Genomic DNA, 15,903 nt, shown 5'->3' with positions numbered 1-15,903 from the left:
GTCTAGACCATTGAGTAGCCGCCGTTGACCGAGATGGTCTGGCCGGTCGTCCAACCCGACAGCGGCGAGGCCAGCAGCAGCACCATCGGTGGCACGTCGTCGGGAACGCCGACTCGCCGCAGCGGGTACATCTTGGCGATGCGGGCCATGCGCTCGTCGTCGGCATTGCCGGTGTGATGGGCGAACCGCTCCGAGCGCACCAAGCCGAGCGACACCGTGTTCGCTCGGATCCCGTTGCGGCCGAATTCCTTGGCCAACGACTTCATCAGGCCCATGGTGGATGCCCGTGTCGTGGCCACGGCCGCCAAGCGGCTCTCGCCCACCCGGCCCGAGTCGCCCATGAGCGACACGATCGATCCTGCAATGTCGGCAGCGACCATGTGCCGCACGACTGCCTGGGTCATCCGCATCATGCCCATGACGGTGACGTCGACCATGCGCTGGAGCTCGTCAGGGTCAATGTCGATAAACGGTCCCGTGTCGGTGTACGCGGCGTTGTTGACCAGCACGTCAATGCCGCCGAATTCGCTCACGACCTCGTCAACCGTGCGCTCGACGTCTTCCTGGCTGGTGACATCGCATCGCACGGCGAGCGCCGCCCGGCCGGCTTCCTGTGCTGCGGCGGCGCCCTTCTCGGCCCCTTCGCTCGACGCGTTGTAGGCGAAGGCGACGTTGGCGCCCTCGTCGGCGAACGCCGCAGCGATGGCCAGGCCGAGTCCCTGACCTGCGCCTGTCACCAGGACGTTCTTGCCTGCCAACTGCAAATCCATCGCGTGCTCCGTTTTTCACCGGCCGTCGGGGCCGAACCGCTGCGCCAGTCTGCCCCGGCCGGAACGTGAGCGCCCGCGAACCTCGAGGCCGTACTGGTGCGACGGCAAAGAGCTCTGCCCCGGCGAACGCACCGGCTGCCCGCAAACCCGGTGCAGCGGTTCTCGGGGTCACAGCTATGGTGGCGACCATGGCATACAAGCCGGTGGAATACCACCCTGCTTTCGAGGAGTACTCCGAGACGGTGTACGAGCTGGAAGAGGACGGCGTCGAGGTCATCCAGGCCCGCATTGCCGAGCGGCTTGAAATCTCGCGGCCCGCGGTGTCCGAGATGATCCGCCGCATGCAGCGTGAAGGCCTCGTCAAGGTCGACGACGATGCCCACATCACCCTCACCGACGAGGGCCAGCAGATCGCCACGACGGTCGTGCGCCGGCACCGGCTGGCCGAGCGGTTCCTGACCGACATTTTGGAGCTGAGCTGGGCCGATGCTCATCACGAAGCGGGCCGCTGGGAGCACGTGATTTCTCCGGTGGTCGAGAAGGCGCTCGTGGATGTGCTCGACGATCCCAACACCTGCCCGCACGGCAACCCCATCCCCGGCTCCGACTACATCGCGCCGGTCAATGCGAAGCCGCTCGCCGACGTCGGGCCGACCGGTGGTTTCATCGTGCAACGCATTCCCGAGGAGCTCGAATTCGAACCCGGACAGCTGGAATTCCTGGAGCAGTCGGGGCTGATGCCGGGCCGCACAGGCACGCTGATGTCGGTGTCGCCCGACGGCACCGCCACGGTGGAGATGAGCGAGGGCACCGTCGGCGTCAGCGCCTACACCGCGGCCCGGATACTGGTCACTGCGAACAACTGAGCAGCGGCGGAACGCTCGACCACCAGCGCGAACGTCCGACCAGCGGCAGCGCGAACGCCTGCGCAGCAGACAGATCGAGCGCCGGTCGAGTGATGCTCCGATGCCGGTACTTGGGTGTCGGTGCTTGTGCGCGCCGCGTTAGCGGTGCCTAACATTGAGCATCAAGGTCGTGTGTGCCGCTCGCAGGTGCCCGCTTGTGCAGAACTGGAGATCGTTGCTTCGATGATCATCTGCCAGTGTCTTGCCACGAACGAGGCCGCCATCCGGCACGTCGTTGCACAGGGTGCAACGACAGCGCTCGAAATAGGTGCAGCGTGCGGTGCAGGCACCGATTGCGGGAGCTGCGTCGGCATGATCCGCGCCGTGCTCGAACAGTGCAGGCTTGAGTTGATGGATCCCGAGCACACGGCGGTTCACTCGATCGCTTTCGACACCATCGCCGTCGGCGTCTAGCACTGCGTCAAGCGACGCATCTGCCGGCGACGATGTGTCGCCGCGCTGCATCAAGGCGGCGCTCTCGGGGCGCAGGTGTCGTCGGGGTCGGTGCGAGGTTTGGTGGTCCATCGGCTGGTGGTGGGGTGCCGGAGGAGGCGCTGGTTGTTCTTGTGGAGATCGTTGTGGCAGTCCCCGCAGAGGGCGGCGAGGTTGTCGTGGTCGGTGTTGCCGTTGTCGGCGTGCCATTCGTCGATGTGGTGGAACTTGCAGCGGTGCATGGGGGCTCGGCACAGCACGCAGCCGCGGTCTCGTATCGCTATGGCGAGCTGCTGGGCGATGCTGGCGTGTCGGCGGCCGCGCCCCAGCCACAGCACCTGTCCAGGTCCACCAAAGATCGCGCCGCTGATACGCGTGTCCGGCGACAGGTTGTTCAAGATCTCGGGCGGGACGGGTCCGGTGCCGAGGGCTTCGCAGAGTCCGTCGGGTTTGGTGCCGTCGATGACGCTGATGTCGGCGATGATCACGAGCTGGTTGGGTGCGTGTGCGGGCCGCCACCGCTCAACCGAGCGACCCGCAGTGCCCACAGGCACGGCATCGTCGTCCCCGCCAGGACCGCCGCCGCCGCCCTGGTCGCGCTCGGTATCGCTGCGCGGACGGTATTCGGCATCGCCGTGGGCATCGTGGCTGGCTGCGCCGTCGTGGGCATCGTGGCTGGCAGCGACGGCGTGGGCATCGTGGCTGGCAGCGACGGCGTGGGCCGATTCGGCGTCGCTGTCGGCGTTGTGGGTGGTGTCGCTGTGCGTGCGCTGGGCGCGGGCGGCCGGGTGTCCGATGGTGGCTAGGGCGTTTCGGTCGGTGAGCATCTCGAACACGCTGTCGGCGAGGCGCTGGCGGTTGTCGCGTATCTGGGCTGGAGTGCCGTCGCGTCCGCCGTCTTGGCGCCACAGGGCGTCGTTGTAGTTCTCGACTGCTTGGAGCACCAGTGCGTAGCTGACCGGGTCGAACCGGGCATTAAGCACGCCCATGCCGGTGGCCTTGTCGACGAACAGCGCCGCGGATCGGTCGCGGCGTTGGCGGTCCAGCACGGTCCGGGCGGCGTCGGGGTCGTGGCGGGCTGCGAAGCTGCGGGCGTCGTGGCGCAGCGTCTCAGGCGAGACCTCCCCAGCAGCGCGCAGCAGCTCTGCGGCGTCGTTGACGGCTTGGGGGCTGGTGCGCCGGGCGGTGTCGGCGAGCACTTCGGCGTGCTCCGCGGTGAGTTCGCCCGCGGCGAGGCCGCGTGCCACGTTGGGCATCTGGGCGACCTGTTCGCTGACCTGCACGGTGCGCTTGGCAGCGCGCCCGCTCGCACGTGCCTGGTCGCGCAGCGCCGTGCGGCCCGAGCCGGGACGGGCGGCTTCCAAAGCAGCGGTCGCTCCCAGCAGCAGCGCTTGTGTCGCTGAGCGCAGACGCGCGGCGGCGGCGATGACCTGGATGAGCGTCTCGCTGTCTGCGTCACCCAACGGCACCCGCGACGCCCCAGCGACCACGTCACGCGCCCCGCACAACACCGACAACACCGACCCGACAGGCGACACCGGCTCAAGCGACGACACCGGCTCAAGCGACGACACCGGCTCAAGCGACGACACCGACCCGACAGTCGGTGCCAGCCCAGCCGACACCGCCCCGACAGCGTCGCCCGGCGGCACCGAGCCTGTCGGCATTCCCTCCGCCAAACCGCTGCGAACGTCTGTGCGCTTCATGACAAGAACTATAAACACACTGTGTGACATCAAAAGCAGCGTCACGACAGCCACCACGGCCGAACCAGCAGCCGAAACCAGGCCCAACCCACATCGTCACAGGCCTGCTTCCCTCACCGCGATTTGTCAACCCGGTGCGCGGCCGCAGCGCAATCTCATGCCAGTCGTGTCACAGCAGGCGCATAGGGTGGTGCCATGCAGGGATCACCCGAGGTCATTGAGTTCTTGAACGAAGCACTGACGGCCGAATTGACGGCCATCAACCAGTACTTCGCCGCCTCGAAGATCGCCGACAACTGGGGTTACGGCCGGCTGGCCTCGAAGTACCACGAAGAATCGATCTCCGAGATGCGCGACGCCGAGAAGCTGATCGAGCGCATCCTGCTGCTCGACGCGCTCCCCAATATGCAGCGCCTGGGAATGGTGATGATCGGTGAGACCGTGCCCGAACAGCTCTCGCTGGATCGACAACTTGAGGAACACGCCATTGAGCGCTACCGGGCGGGAGTACGGCTGTGCCTGGACCACGGCGACGCCGGCACCCGAGAGCTGCTCGAGCACCTGCTGGTCGGCGAGGAAGAGCATCTCGACTGGATCGAGACCCAGCAGAGCATCATCGAAGACATCGGCGTCGAGCGGTACCTGCAGAGCCAGATCGGCGACGGCGACTAACGCTCGACGCCGACGAGCGTTTCGAAGCTGCCGTCGAAGGGCACACAGGGCTGATTCACCAGATGGCCGTCGGGAGGCACCTTGATCGTGTCAAGGCGCCGTGAGCCGGTAGCGTCGATCAGGCCGGTAGTCGCGGTCACTCTGGTGCACGTCAGCACGGTGCCGTGGCGCAACGAGATCAGTACGAGGTAGCGCTGGGGGCACTCCACAGGTTCATCCAGCAGGATCTCGATCCCGAGCAGCTCGCCGTTGGTGCCTTGGAGCCTCGCTGTCCAAGAGCGGTTCGATCCATCACCAGCAAGTTCGACGGGTGCGTCGGGGTTCAGCGCGCCAGCTTGAGCAGCTCCTGTGAGCACCGAAGGTTCAATGAGGTACTCACCGCGTACGTCGCCGTGGCTGATGGCGATCCCGTTGTCGAATTGCCTGAGTTCGAGTGGCCACTCGCCGTACTTGACATACGGTTGCGATGAGTCTCTCAAGCCGCCGATGACCCAAGGGAAAAAGTCTCGCTCGTCGATCAGCGAATCGTGGCGCACTTCTGGCGCAACGCTCCAATCGGCCTGTACGACAACCAGGTCGCCAGCGTGTGTGATTGCAGCTCCGTTGAAGCCAAAATCGATCCATCTCGGTCGTTGGGAGAGTTCAGGCCTGATCCAAGCGGTGCACGGAAGCACACGCAACTGCGGTAACGCCATCTCGCTCAGCCGGGATCGCCGCGTGTCGTAATAGCGAATCCGCGGCGAACCCTCTGCGGTGTCGACGTAAACCAGACCAACGAATGACGCCGACGGTGCCTTGCCGATCGAGAACGGCGAAATGGCAACGTCGTCTGAGTTCGCTGGGACGGTCGTGCCACCGGTGCTGGCGTAGTCCCGTCCGACAACAGCAGGCAGGTTGCCGTCGTAGGAGGCGCATGGCAATTCGTACAGATGCTGGCTGGGCGGCAGCTTCACTTCGTCGAGGGGGACAGTGGTTTGGTTGGCAACCAGGCTGAACCGGCCTCGGGTGACCGTGCACGAAAGCACTGCGCCATCACGAAGCGAGACGATGTACAGGTATCGCTGGCGACATCTGGTGGCGTCATTGTCGACGATCTGGATACCGAGCAGCTCGCCGTCGGTGCCGACCAGTCCGGCGCTCCACCAAGCCTGTGTGCCGTCGCCGTGCAGCACTACTGAGTCAGTCGTGGATTCGTGCGGAACTGGTGCTGGGCCCCTTCTGATCAGCAAGGGCGCCGGTGGACGTTCGCCGCCGGGGCCTTCGGTGAGGTAGCTCCGTGTGAGGTCGCCGCGGCGAAGCTCGAAGCCGTTGTCGTGGGGAATGAGCTCGATCGCAGCGTCTCCGATGTCGAGCGCGTATGACCACGACAACGCCAGTGACCGCCTCAGGTAGTCCTCTTCGTCATAGGCCGATCGGTGCAGAGGCTCGGGCGGCGAACCCCAGGCGGCATCCACCACCACCAAGTCCCCGGAATAGGACGTAGTCACATCCACGTATCCGAACTGCAGGCTGTGCTGGGTGCCCTTGGGACCAGGTGCGTTCCACGCCAAGCAGGGGTGGACATTGAGACGCGTCTCCCTCAGCTCGCCAAAGCGTGCCTGGGTGGTGTCGAAGTACTGCAAACGGGGCGTGGCTGATCCGCCGGAACTGGGGAGTGCATCGCTGTGGATGATCCCGCTGAACGACACCGGGGTCTGAGTCATGCGCTTAGGGCTGCCATGGGGCTCGTCAAGGTCGTCTTGAGCGGTCGAGCCGACCGGAGAAGTCGGACTCGACGGCCAGTGCACGGTGAGGTGAGTCGGCGCGTCATGGCCCGCGAGCGATGCCAAGTCGCCGTCGTAGAGTGGGCATGGCCGGTCGTGCAAGATCCCGCTGGGCGGCAGCCGCACTGCGTCGAGCCACGTGGCGCTGTCACCGGCACCGGCATACAGGGATGTGCTGCCGAATGCTGCGGTACACGACTCCACCGTGCCATCGCGCAGCGACAGGATCATCACGTAGCGCAGCGGGCAGTCGCGCTCATGGGGCACGACCTCAATGCCGAGATGGTCGCCGTCTGTGCCAATAAGCCAGGCACTCCAGCCCGTCTTCCCTTCGTCCCCAGGGGGTGCGTCGTTGCCATCGGCGGGAGCAAGAGCGTCTACGTCAATGAAGTACTCCCGCACGGTCTCACCTAAGCGAATCGTGAACCCGTCATCCGTCTGGTCGAGCTCGAACGTGCGGGCGCCGTAGTCAACTGTGCGGGCAAACGCCTCGTACTTGAACCACTCCGCATCTCGGAACCGGCGCGTGACCTCTCGCGACGACAGCAGCCGCATTGGCTCGCCCCACTCGCTGCGGTACACCACGAAGCTGTCGCCGAACCGCAGGTAGCCGAAGTACAACGATGTTGTGTCGTTGACGGTCCACGCAAAGCAATCCGCGCGTCCCGGCTGAACGACGCCGTGACCCAGCGCAGGATGCCCACCGTGCACTTCAGAGAGCTGACGTTGCTCGGTGTCGTAGAACTGGACGATCGCCGTCTGTCCAGTTCCCGCCTCTGGGACGTTAGCGATGCGACGCTTCGTCGGGTCGTAGCGCTGGAGCACCCTGTTCGAGGTGTGGTCTGGGTAAGCCCACGTCCCGGTAGCGGTTGCATGCACGATTCCCCGGAATGATGCCGCAGGCGCGACCGAAGCTGCTAGGGGCAGCCCCGGCATCTCTGGACCGCTCGCCGGGACGTCGGTTCGGTCCGCCGACGCTGATGATCCGACCGCAGCACTCACACCCATGCTGAGCAGCGCGCCGAACAGGACAACGACCGCAACGCCGCCTAGGCCGCTCCTGCCAGGCCATCGTGACCGGCCGTTCACCGCTCACCGTCCGTCCGGTACGTGTCTGGCGGCGTCTCCAACGTCGCAAGCAACGCCAAGTCACCATCGAATGCAGTGCACAAACCGTCATAGATCGATCCCTTCGGAGGAAGCTCGATCTCATCCAGCCACGCCTCTTCATCGGCCGCATCGGCTGTTGTGACAAGCGCAATCTGACCCTCATAGGTCCAAGTGCACGACCGCACTACCCCATCTCGCAGCGAGATCAGGAACAGATAGCTCACGGGGCTGCACGCAGGCTCGGCAGCAACGACCTCAATCCCGAGGATTTGCCCGTCAGTGCCGGCCAAGTAGGGGTACCAGCGACGTCCTATCTCGCCGTAGACGGCGTCGGCAAGCTCACCTCCGTCAAGTGGAGATGGCGAAATCGCCATCCGTGGCAAATAGCGATTCGGGTAGGAGCCGCCGTAGTAGCTGAGCGGCTGATCCAGATGGAGGGTGTACTCGCGCACGAGGTCCCCGTACCGCAAGACGAATCCCGTGTCGCTGTGTTCAAGCTCAATCTGTCCGTTTGCGTACGAAACCATGTGATTGGCACTGACGCGGCGTTGCCACCACTCGGAGTCATCGAGCGCCGATCGGGGCAGTGCTTGTGGCGACTTACCCCACTCTGCGAGGACGACCGACAGGCTGTCGCCCGTCGCTTCCTCGAAACTGAGGTGCAGGCCGTCGCGTTCTGGCCACATGGCCCAGTAACAGCTCGTGACAGCAGCTTCTCCGATGCGAAGTTCTACGAGTGTTTTGCTCGTGGTGTCGAAGTACCGCAGAAGAGGAGCACCGTGGTGATCTCCAGGCTCATAATCGACTTCGGAACTAACGAGGCCCCTGAACGGTGCCTGCGGGACCAATTTTCCGTACGACCGGGGTGGCGCTCTCAGCCGCCCCCACATGGATGTGACGCGATTGTTCGCCAGTAGCTCGGGATCTGGGGGATTCTCGATGTCGGCAGGCAGATGATGCTGCGCTGCCGGTGAGGCTTCGGCTTGGTCACTCGTTTGGTCCGATTGCGACACTTCCGAATCCGGCTCTGCGTCGGCGGAGGATCCGCCGCTATCAGCGCTCTCCGAGGCTTCGGCCAGTGTCGCCGCGGTCGTAGTGGTTGGGACAGCCGTTTCGATCGGAGCTCGAGGCGAGCTATCACCTGAATCGGCGAGTTCTTGGCCGCCAACTTCGGTGATGACGGGTGCTGAATGCTCGATCGCGGTTGTCGTTGCCGGGAGCGAGTCGAGTGGGCGCGAGTCCGAATCGGTGGCGCAGCCACTGATGACGATCGCCAGGGCAAAGAGAACTGCGACCGAGTGCTTCATGGCTGTGTGTCACTGGTTTCATTGTCGGATTCGGAAGAAGATCCCGAGACTCCTGACGAGCCCGGGGCGACGAGCGCGGCGAGGTTGCCGTCGTAGGGTTCGCACGGCATGCCCGAGAGGTTGGCGGACGGCGGCAGTTGCGCGTCTTCGAGCCAGACCTCGGTGTCGTTGGCGTCGGCGGTGGCGACCAGCGTGAACCGGTCGAAGCTCGACGTGCATGAGACCACGGTGCCGGTGCGAAGCGAGATGATGTACAGGCGATTGGGCCAGCCGCAGGCGTGGCCGTCGAAGGCCTCCACGGCGACGAATTCTCCGTTGGTTCCCGCCAGCCACGACAACCAGCCTCCCTCGACTTCGGGTCGGTAGTCGGGGTCGAGGGTCGTGGGCGGCGCCCCAGCAGGCCGCCCGGGATTCAAGTCGAAATGTGCCTGCTGCGAGCCGAGCGTGAGCGTGAACCCGCCGCTGTCCGCGGTCAGCTCGATCTGTTCGTTGCCGTACGCAGCGGCCGTCCCGAACGACGCATACTGGAAGTCCCAGTCCGAACGGTCGCTTGTGTGCACCACCATCGGTCCGCCCCACGGCGCCGCGGACACAACACGCCCGATCTGTCGCCCTCCGTTACCGGTGATCTGTATTCCGTAGAACCACAATTCGACCCCCACCGGCGACACGACCGGCCACATCAGGCACCCTTCCACGAAAACGGGTGCGGGCCCGAATTCGCCGGGGTCGAGCTCGGTTTCGGTCAGCTCAGCCCGGGCGGTGTCGAACAACAGCAGACGAGGAGGGGCTTCGCCCGCTCCCCAGACGTAACTCCAATGGGTGTGAACGATCCCGCGGAACGGGGCCGACGGCAGGTGCGTGTTCGGCGCCTGTGGTGGCACTTGTCCGATCGCGCCGGCGGTGTCGTCTTGAGCGTCGGGCGCCGGCTCGGTCGTCGCCGAACTTGAAAGCTCCGACGAGGAGGCCGTGTCACTGTCGGATGCTGTGTCCTCGTCAGGTTCGGCCGCGTGCTCGTCAACAATCACCTCCGCGACGGTGGTCGTCGCTGCCGTGGATGTCGTCGAGGTGATCGGCCCCAGATCGATGTCGCTGTCGACCGGCGCCGTGTGCCCTGCAGAAGTTGCCGGCCACGCAACCTGAACAGCGCCTAGCCCAGTACCCGACCCAACCGGTGCCTCGGCGCCGTCCGAGGGCACAGGCTGAGCGCACGACACCCCAGCACACACAACTGCGATACCGGTCGTCATCGTGCGAAGCATCGTGCTCATATCAGCTTCCTGAGAGATCACCGCTGTGTGCACCGGGACGCGTCATGGCTGTGTTTGGTTGGCTCGATTGTCACGTTACGGCGAAGAACCCGACGCACTCGACGAACTCGAGGTAACGAGCGACTCAAGTTCGCCGTCATAGCGGGTACAGGATCCATTGAAGAATGGCCCGCTCGGCGGAAGCTGCGGGTCTTCGTGCCATGGGCCTTCTGGGGCGGCAACCAATGCAATCAATCCACTTCGAAGCACTGTACAGCTCGTGACAGCTTCATCCTTCAGCGAAATGAGGTAGGTGTCTGAGACACCGCAAGCCGGTTCATCTGTTGTCAATCGGACACCGAGATGTTCACCATCAGATCCGACAAGGCTGGGCACATAGCCGTTGTGATTTGGGTCGCCAAACAGCTCAGGGTGCCCCTGACGCATGTGGCGGGTGCCCGCCTCACCGATGGGATTGGAGACCGGCACGTAGTATTCGCGATACTGGGAACCGAGTCGGATCGAGAAGCCATTCGCGAACGGCACGAGTTCAACTTCCACGTCCGCGAATGAGACAGTCCTTGAGATGAACGGCTGAGGTATGTCCAACGACTTGTGCTCGCTGTCGACGATGCCGCCTGGTTCAGACAGGACGACGGGAACTGATCCCCAAGGCGCATAGACCCTGTGAGGCTCACTTGCGGCGAGGTCACCATAGCTGACCATCAAGCCTTCGGGACTCTCCTTCGCCGAAACTATGCAAGGTGCCGAGTACGGCGACTGGAACGGCAGAGTCAAGTCGAACCTAGTTGAATCGCCGGTCCTGTAGTACTGCAACCAGGCTTCGTCTTTCCACCACGACGGATTCGGGCCAGCGTAAACTATTCCACCAAATGGAAGCTCAGGTGCTGGCTGCGATCGAGTATCGCCGTCGAAGACTTGACTAGGCGCCGAAGTTTCCGATTCGAGCTGTTGTCCTTCGCTTTGTGGAGCCGTCGTCGCAGGCACACTCTCAGATGTGCGTACTCTTGCGCCGGGTTCCTCGCCAACCTCAGTTGTCGAGGACTTGGCTCGATGTATCTGGGGGGGTGCATGTCTCTCTGCGGCGTCTCCTCGTTCGCGTGTCGCCGGCAATAAACCAGTGGTCAGTGCGCTAGAAGCCGTATCGTCACCTTTGGAAGCCTCAGCCGAGTCATTCACGGGAATGGCTGCCTCGCATGCAGCGGTCATCAGCACCGCAGATGCAAGCAACACGGTGCCTCGCCGCCGGCATCGAAGCGAGTCCCCGGTCATCAAGCCCGTCCCGCGCCCCGGTGGAGCGCCACGCTACAGGTCTTGAGCACCGCTCCACCTGAAGTGTCCGGCGGCGCGATCCGCGAACGCGTGCATCATAATGTAATCAAGGAATATCAGGTACTCAGAAATGTTGGTATCGATATCAAAGCAATCCATGCTGAGCGATGCGAGGAGGGCGTCCAGACTAGCTTGATGCGCCGTCGTCCATTGGTTGGGATTTGTGGCAGAGGTGCTCAGGTAACCGGTGGTCGTGTCCAATGTGAACGCACGAATACAGTCGCGCGCGAACAGTTGATTCGACTCTTTTCCAGTGGAGAAACTCACTGGGCATCCGGTGTCGGCATGGAAATGATCCGCGTGGACATATGGGAGTATCTCGCCGGTGTCAGGGTCGGTCCCCCGGTAGCCTCTTGAGACTACGTTTCCGAAGTACTTCCGCAGAGATGCTTCGACACCTACCATCCGTCGATACGCAGATGTTGATGAACTTACGTCAAAGTCCGCGTTGCACGGTCGGCATGCGGTGCCACTGCTCCAGTCGAACCACTTGATGTCAATTGCTTCACCAGTGTTGTGAAACGAAGGTGATGTTCGGTGGCTGACATACATGCCATCGTATACAAGCTTTGTCAACGAACCGTAAGCGCCGTATGCATCTGCGAAGTATTCCAGATTCGTTAGCCATGCACGCAAAGAGGGCGCAAATTCTTGATGGCAATCGCGACGATTGGTGTTTGGCCCAAGTAGTGTGGCATCGACATATGGGTTAATCGTCACTGAGCTCCCGGCAATAACCTTCGTCAGAGCGCAACGGTTAAGGGAGACACGTTCATGCGAACTGTTTGCAGCCAACCGCGTATTGCCAACGGACCAGATCGAAACACGATCTGATACATTGCCGCAGCCAACGGCCGGCTTCTCCCTGCAGCTGCCAACTTGTTCTGAGTCACATACATCGGTCATGTCATTGAAGCCTCAGGCTGCGTGTCGGTTTGTACGGTTCGGCTTTGGCGAAACCTGCTGAGCTGCCGATGATGACTTCTGGTGACACGCCGTGCAGGACCAGGTCTTCGGCAGTGAGTTTCTGAGCGGTGGCGGTGTACGGGGTCTTGAAGGTCTTGAGGACGCGTTCGCCGGTGGGGAGCTGCACCGCGACCTGGTAGCCGCCCTCCGTGTAGTTCACGCCCAGCAGGTGCTCCTCGTCGGGCAGGGCGAATGCGGTGTCGCCGGCGGGAAGCCGGCCTTGGACACCCGAGTGCCCGGTGGTGAGCACGACACTGCCGCTGGGGCCTTGGTAGGTGCCCCAGATGCCGCCGTGGGACACCGGCAGCGATGTTGCGTGCTCAACGGTGTTGCCCTGCAGGGCCTCGTCGAGCGAGACCAGGTCGACGGCGATGCCCGAGTCGGTGATGGACGAGTCGACATAGCGCAGCACGGCGACGGCGCTTTCGGCTTCCAAGATGGCGCCCACGGTGCCGCCTGGCAGCGGGTCCAGGCTGAACTCGACCTGTTTCCATTCGTCGCCGTCGGGAGAGACCAGTAGCACCGGCCGATGACTGGTGGGCCGGAAGGTGAAGCCGACCGGCTGCGGCGGCGCGCCGGGCTGGTTCTTGAGACGCTCGGCTTCGCCGCCGGCGTTTGCCAGCAGATCGGTGTAGGGCTGGCCGGACTTGAAAGTGACCGGCTCGAACTCTCGGATGAGATGACCGCCGGCGATGAGTAGGCGTCCGCTCGCCGCGATGCAGAAGATCTGCACATTGTCGGGTGCGCCGATGCTGTAGTCGACTTCACGCTGCTCGTCGCGCACAAAGAAGCCGGTGTCGCCGTTGCGAAGCGTTACGAGACTGCCGCCCCACACGGTGGCGTCGATGAGCCCTTCGCCGACGACGATGCGCTGCGGTTCGGGCTCGTCGGGGGCGCCGTCCCTGTCAGGGGCGCCGTCCTTGTCGCTGTTGGGGACGTTGTCGTCCTCGCCGGCTGCCGCGTAGGCGTGCCGGCCGACCGCGGCCATGCCTGCTGCGCCGCCGACGATCACCAAGAATCGCCGTCTGGTCATCTGCGGTTGACTGCTCATGGTCCGGACCTCAATGTCGGGCCGCTCAGGTCAGATCGGCGGGACGCGGACACGTATTCCCGTACGTGGTGCTGCCTTCTTCGGAGTCGCTGGCGCGGATGTACACGTCCACCGACGCCGCCCTGCTGGCGCTCGACGGAGCCGAGTTCGTGGTGGCCTCGATCGTGTAGTCGCCAGCCACGAGCCGCCCGTACAGACGCGAGTTGAGGTAGAAGCCGCCGTCGTCGTTGCTGCGCCGGAAGGTAGGACGGGCGCCACTCCCGTCAAGGAGATACAGGTAGGTGTCATCGGATGAGACCAGGTCAATGGAGATGATCTGTTCCTCGTCCAGCGTGAACCGGATGTAGTTCGACAGAAACAGCGTCTCGTATTCGCCGACAGAGTTCAGCGTCACCCTTCTGCTGATCGACGTGCACGTACTGATCTTGGACAAGGCCGTTTCCGCCCGGTGCGTTCCGTCGACGGAGCCGAGATCCAACGCGCACGAATCGCTGACCGACGGCAAGGTGACTGCCGTGATGCTCAGCGTGAAGCTGCCGCTGACACCAGAGGAAAAGGTCGTCGCCTCGATGGTGTAGTCGTCGGGCTCGAGCTCGATGGCCCGAAGCAGAGCGTTCTGGCTGCCCGCGCTGTCATCATCCTCATGATCCGTGTCGGGATCGGGCGGCGTGTTCTCATGCCCCTCATAGAGATGCAGATATGGGTCCGTAGTCGATACGAGCCGAACTGTGACGCGTGTCGCAGCTGCAATGTTGAACCGGTAGCGCACTGTTCGATGCTCAGTTCCCGAAACCGTTCGCGTCTCGGAATTGCACGTTGAAGTCCAATCGTTTTCATACGACGTCGAGCCCGGCGCCAGCGCACCGATCTGCACATCGCACGTGCTGGTGCCCGAATCCGTCCCCGTTCCTGTTCCGGTGCCCGTGCCGGTTCCAGTCCCCGTTCCGGTGCCGGTTCCGGTGCCTGTCCCTGTTCCGGCGCCGTCGTCAGGGCCGTCGTCGTGGTCGTCGTGGCAGGTGTTCGAGAAGGCGTGCCGATGCTGGCCATCGGTCGGCACGCACGGCGGCGGATGGTCGTCGTGGCAGGGGTCGTCGTGGCCGTCATCGCGGTGCTGGCCGCTCGAGCACGCAGGATGATCCGCGTGACACGTGTTGGTGTCCTGGTGCGCATGCCGTCCTGCTTGGTGGGTTCCGTCAACCCGGTGGGCGCGGCAGTCGTTGTTCGCGGCTGTGTGGTCGTTGTGACACCACGCGCTGCCGGTATAGGTGTGCTGATGCCGACCACCCGGACACGGCGTCACCGTGCTCGAGTCAGTGCCGTCATCGTCGTCGTCGTCGTCGTCGTCATCGTCGTCATCGTCGTCGGTGGTCGGACAGGGATTGGCCTGGTGAGTGCCGTTATCCCGGTGGGTGCGGCAGTCGTTGTTCGCGGCTGTGTGGTCGTTGTGACACCACGAGCCGCGGTAGGTGTGACGATGCTGCCCGCCAGCACAGCGCGGCGGGGGTGGCGCAGCAGTCGTCGGGGGTGGCGGAGATGCAGTCGTGGGCGGCGGCTGGGTCGAGTCGGTCCAGCAGTAGAGGTGACCGTTGTTCGGATTGGTGAGTCCGCTAGGGCCGCCCGTGTGGGATTGGCCAGCCCCACAAGTGTGCGCCCCTGCCGATTCCGCGGACAACGCATCTGAGATTGCCCACCCGGCCACCGCAATCACTGCAGCAACCAACCCCCATCCAAGGGCGATGCGCAGCGGACCCTTCGAGCCGACGCGTGGCTGTTCACGATCGAGTCCAGGATCCTGATTGTCTTCGAACATGATGTACCGGCATTACTTGATTATGTACAGCATGTCGTCAATGTCGGGCGAGAAATCGGTTGCCGGTCCAACCAGCAGGACCCGGCCGACCTCGTTATCGGCGATGAACCCGGCAGTGCTGGGATGCAGTCCCTCGGCCGGGGTGATGAGCCACGGAAGCGATCCGAATGCCGCGAGCAGCGCCGCAGCGATTGCGCCAGTCGGCTCTGCATCGTTCACCACGATGACGGCGTCCCCGGAATGTGCAGCGCCGGTGCCCACTCCCGCATGCTCAGCCACCGCCGCTGCTAGCGCAGAGGCATCGCGCTCTGTCTGACGCTCTACGGCGATGCCGAGTTCAGCCAGCGTCGCGAGCAGGCCGATTTTCGCCTCTTTGAAGTTGCCGACGAGCAACGCCTGCTGGACGTCGGCGGATTGCAGCAGAGAGATCGCCTCCCCACGCAAGTCCTCGGGCGGCACGAGCACCAGCGGCGCCCTTGGCGTGGATCCCTGTTGTTGGACCTGGGTTGTGGGAGTCAGGCGGCAGCTTGATGCCGGCAGCTTCGGTACCGAGAGCGAGCAGTCCTACAGACGACGAGCTGGCCGAACAAGCCCTCTCAGTCCCGGAGCGTGTCTTCGGGAAGGTGCTCGAGCCGGTCGACCGTGACCGACGCGCATCGGGTCTCGACCCGGCCATCGTGCGCCGGGTGGCCGAACCCCACGGCGGCACCGTGACGGTCGTCGCGTCACCCTTCGGGGCGAGGCCTTCACGCTGAGTCTCCCGTCATCGACCACTAGTCTCGTGCGGATGCCAGCGACCGGCACCCGT

General features: G+C 64.0%; 14 protein-coding genes. 4 read left to right on the top strand and 10 right to left on the bottom strand.

Going from position 1 to position 15,903, the window contains the following annotated elements; translation table 11 throughout:
- Positions 1-2: 2 nt before the first annotated feature.
- Positions 3-770 carry an SDR family NAD(P)-dependent oxidoreductase gene (locus tag ACPXYO_RS09035; protein WP_423919228.1) on the bottom strand — a complete coding sequence of 256 codons (768 nt, stop codon included), beginning with the start codon at positions 768-770 and terminating at the stop codon, positions 3-5.
- Between the two features lie 188 nt (positions 771-958).
- Here ACPXYO_RS09035 and ACPXYO_RS09030 point away from each other — a divergent pair, with 188 nt between their 5' ends.
- Positions 959-1,636: a metal-dependent transcriptional regulator gene (locus ACPXYO_RS09030; protein ID WP_423919225.1), complete on the top strand. Its 678-nt coding sequence runs from the start codon at positions 959-961 to the stop codon at positions 1,634-1,636.
- A 222-nt stretch (positions 1,637-1,858) separates the two neighbouring features.
- On the top strand, positions 1,859-2,089 hold the full coding sequence (locus ACPXYO_RS09025) for a (2Fe-2S)-binding protein (RefSeq protein ID WP_423919222.1): 231 nt from the start codon (positions 1,859-1,861) through the stop codon (positions 2,087-2,089).
- 50 nt (positions 2,090-2,139) lie between these two features.
- Here ACPXYO_RS09025 and ACPXYO_RS09020 read toward each other — a convergent pair whose 3' ends face one another.
- The gene (locus tag ACPXYO_RS09020; RefSeq protein ID WP_423919220.1) at positions 2,140-3,813 is read right to left on the bottom strand and encodes an HNH endonuclease; all 1,674 of its coding nucleotides are present in this window, start codon (positions 3,811-3,813) and stop codon (positions 2,140-2,142) included.
- A gap of 195 nt (positions 3,814-4,008) precedes the next feature.
- On the opposite strand from ACPXYO_RS09020, the gene bfr reads away from it, so the two are divergent.
- A complete protein-coding gene (gene bfr, locus ACPXYO_RS09015) occupies positions 4,009-4,485 on the top strand; it encodes a bacterioferritin (protein WP_423919217.1) in 477 nt (158 codons plus the stop codon).
- Here bfr and ACPXYO_RS09010 read toward each other — a convergent pair.
- The 8 genes from ACPXYO_RS09010 to ACPXYO_RS08975 all read right to left on the bottom strand — a co-directional run bounded on the left by ACPXYO_RS09010 (position 4,482) and on the right by ACPXYO_RS08975 (position 15,560).
- A complete protein-coding gene (locus ACPXYO_RS09010) occupies positions 4,482-7,337 on the bottom strand; it encodes a hypothetical protein (protein WP_423919215.1) in 2,856 nt (951 codons plus the stop codon). The two genes, bfr and ACPXYO_RS09010, sit on opposite strands and share 4 nt — an antisense overlap.
- Positions 7,334-8,044 (bottom strand): hypothetical protein, encoded by a 711-nt coding sequence (locus ACPXYO_RS09005; protein ID WP_423919213.1) that lies wholly within the window; start codon positions 8,042-8,044, stop codon positions 7,334-7,336. Before ACPXYO_RS09005 ends, ACPXYO_RS09010 begins: the two co-directional genes overlap by 4 nt.
- A gap of 617 nt (positions 8,045-8,661) precedes the next feature.
- Positions 8,662-9,936, bottom strand: a complete 1,275-nt coding sequence (locus ACPXYO_RS09000) for a hypothetical protein (protein ID WP_423919210.1) — start codon at positions 9,934-9,936, stop codon at positions 8,662-8,664.
- Between the two features lie 75 nt (positions 9,937-10,011).
- Complete coding sequence (locus ACPXYO_RS08995) at positions 10,012-10,476, bottom strand: hypothetical protein (RefSeq protein WP_423919207.1); 465 nt, start codon at positions 10,474-10,476, stop codon at positions 10,012-10,014.
- A gap of 765 nt (positions 10,477-11,241) precedes the next feature.
- Complete coding sequence (locus tag ACPXYO_RS08990) at positions 11,242-11,988, bottom strand: hypothetical protein (protein WP_423919204.1); 747 nt, start codon at positions 11,986-11,988, stop codon at positions 11,242-11,244.
- 187 nt (positions 11,989-12,175) lie between these two features.
- A complete protein-coding gene (locus tag ACPXYO_RS08985; protein WP_423919201.1) occupies positions 12,176-13,285 on the bottom strand; it encodes a hypothetical protein in 1,110 nt (369 codons plus the stop codon).
- A gap of 25 nt (positions 13,286-13,310) precedes the next feature.
- The gene (locus ACPXYO_RS08980; RefSeq protein WP_423919198.1) at positions 13,311-15,095 is read right to left on the bottom strand and encodes a hypothetical protein; all 1,785 of its coding nucleotides are present in this window, start codon (positions 15,093-15,095) and stop codon (positions 13,311-13,313) included.
- 12 nt (positions 15,096-15,107) lie between these two features.
- The gene (locus tag ACPXYO_RS08975) at positions 15,108-15,560 is read right to left on the bottom strand and encodes a hypothetical protein (protein ID WP_423919196.1); all 453 of its coding nucleotides are present in this window, start codon (positions 15,558-15,560) and stop codon (positions 15,108-15,110) included.
- A 65-nt stretch (positions 15,561-15,625) separates the two neighbouring features.
- Between ACPXYO_RS08975 and ACPXYO_RS08970 the strand changes: the two genes are divergently transcribed.
- Entirely contained in the window at positions 15,626-15,850 is a 225-nt protein-coding gene (locus tag ACPXYO_RS08970; protein ID WP_423919193.1) for a hypothetical protein, read from the top strand.
- Positions 15,851-15,903 lie beyond the last annotated feature (53 nt).

The organism is Candidatus Poriferisodalis sp. (assembly GCF_965237655.1).
Taxonomy (GTDB): domain Bacteria; phylum Actinomycetota; class Acidimicrobiia; order Acidimicrobiales; family Poriferisodalaceae; genus Poriferisodalis.
Note: the sequence above shows the minus strand (reverse complement) of the source record. Positions and strands in the feature narration are given on the sequence as shown.

Excerpts from the sequence above, each read along its gene's own strand:
- ACPXYO_RS08970 (WP_423919193.1), top strand. The coding sequence starts at position 15,626 with ATGCCGGCAGCTTCGGTACCGAGAGCGAGCAGTCCTACAGACGACGAG.
- ACPXYO_RS08980 (WP_423919198.1), bottom strand. The coding sequence starts at position 15,095 with ATGTTCGAAGACAATCAGGATCCTGGACTCGATCGTGAACAGCCACGC.
- ACPXYO_RS08985 (WP_423919201.1), bottom strand. The coding sequence starts at position 13,285 with ATGAGCAGTCAACCGCAGATGACCAGACGGCGATTCTTGGTGATCGTC.
- ACPXYO_RS09035 (WP_423919228.1), bottom strand. The coding sequence starts at position 770 with ATGGATTTGCAGTTGGCAGGCAAGAACGTCCTGGTGACAGGCGCAGGT.
- bfr (WP_423919217.1), top strand. The coding sequence starts at position 4,009 with ATGCAGGGATCACCCGAGGTCATTGAGTTCTTGAACGAAGCACTGACG.
- ACPXYO_RS09000 (WP_423919210.1), bottom strand. The coding sequence starts at position 9,936 with ATGAGCACGATGCTTCGCACGATGACGACCGGTATCGCAGTTGTGTGT.
- ACPXYO_RS09025 (WP_423919222.1), top strand. The coding sequence starts at position 1,859 with ATGATCATCTGCCAGTGTCTTGCCACGAACGAGGCCGCCATCCGGCAC.
- ACPXYO_RS09020 (WP_423919220.1), bottom strand. The coding sequence starts at position 3,813 with ATGAAGCGCACAGACGTTCGCAGCGGTTTGGCGGAGGGAATGCCGACA.
- ACPXYO_RS09005 (WP_423919213.1), bottom strand. The coding sequence starts at position 8,044 with ATGTGGCCAGAACGCGACGGCCTGCACCTCAGTTTCGAGGAAGCGACG.
- ACPXYO_RS09030 (WP_423919225.1), top strand. The coding sequence starts at position 959 with ATGGCATACAAGCCGGTGGAATACCACCCTGCTTTCGAGGAGTACTCC.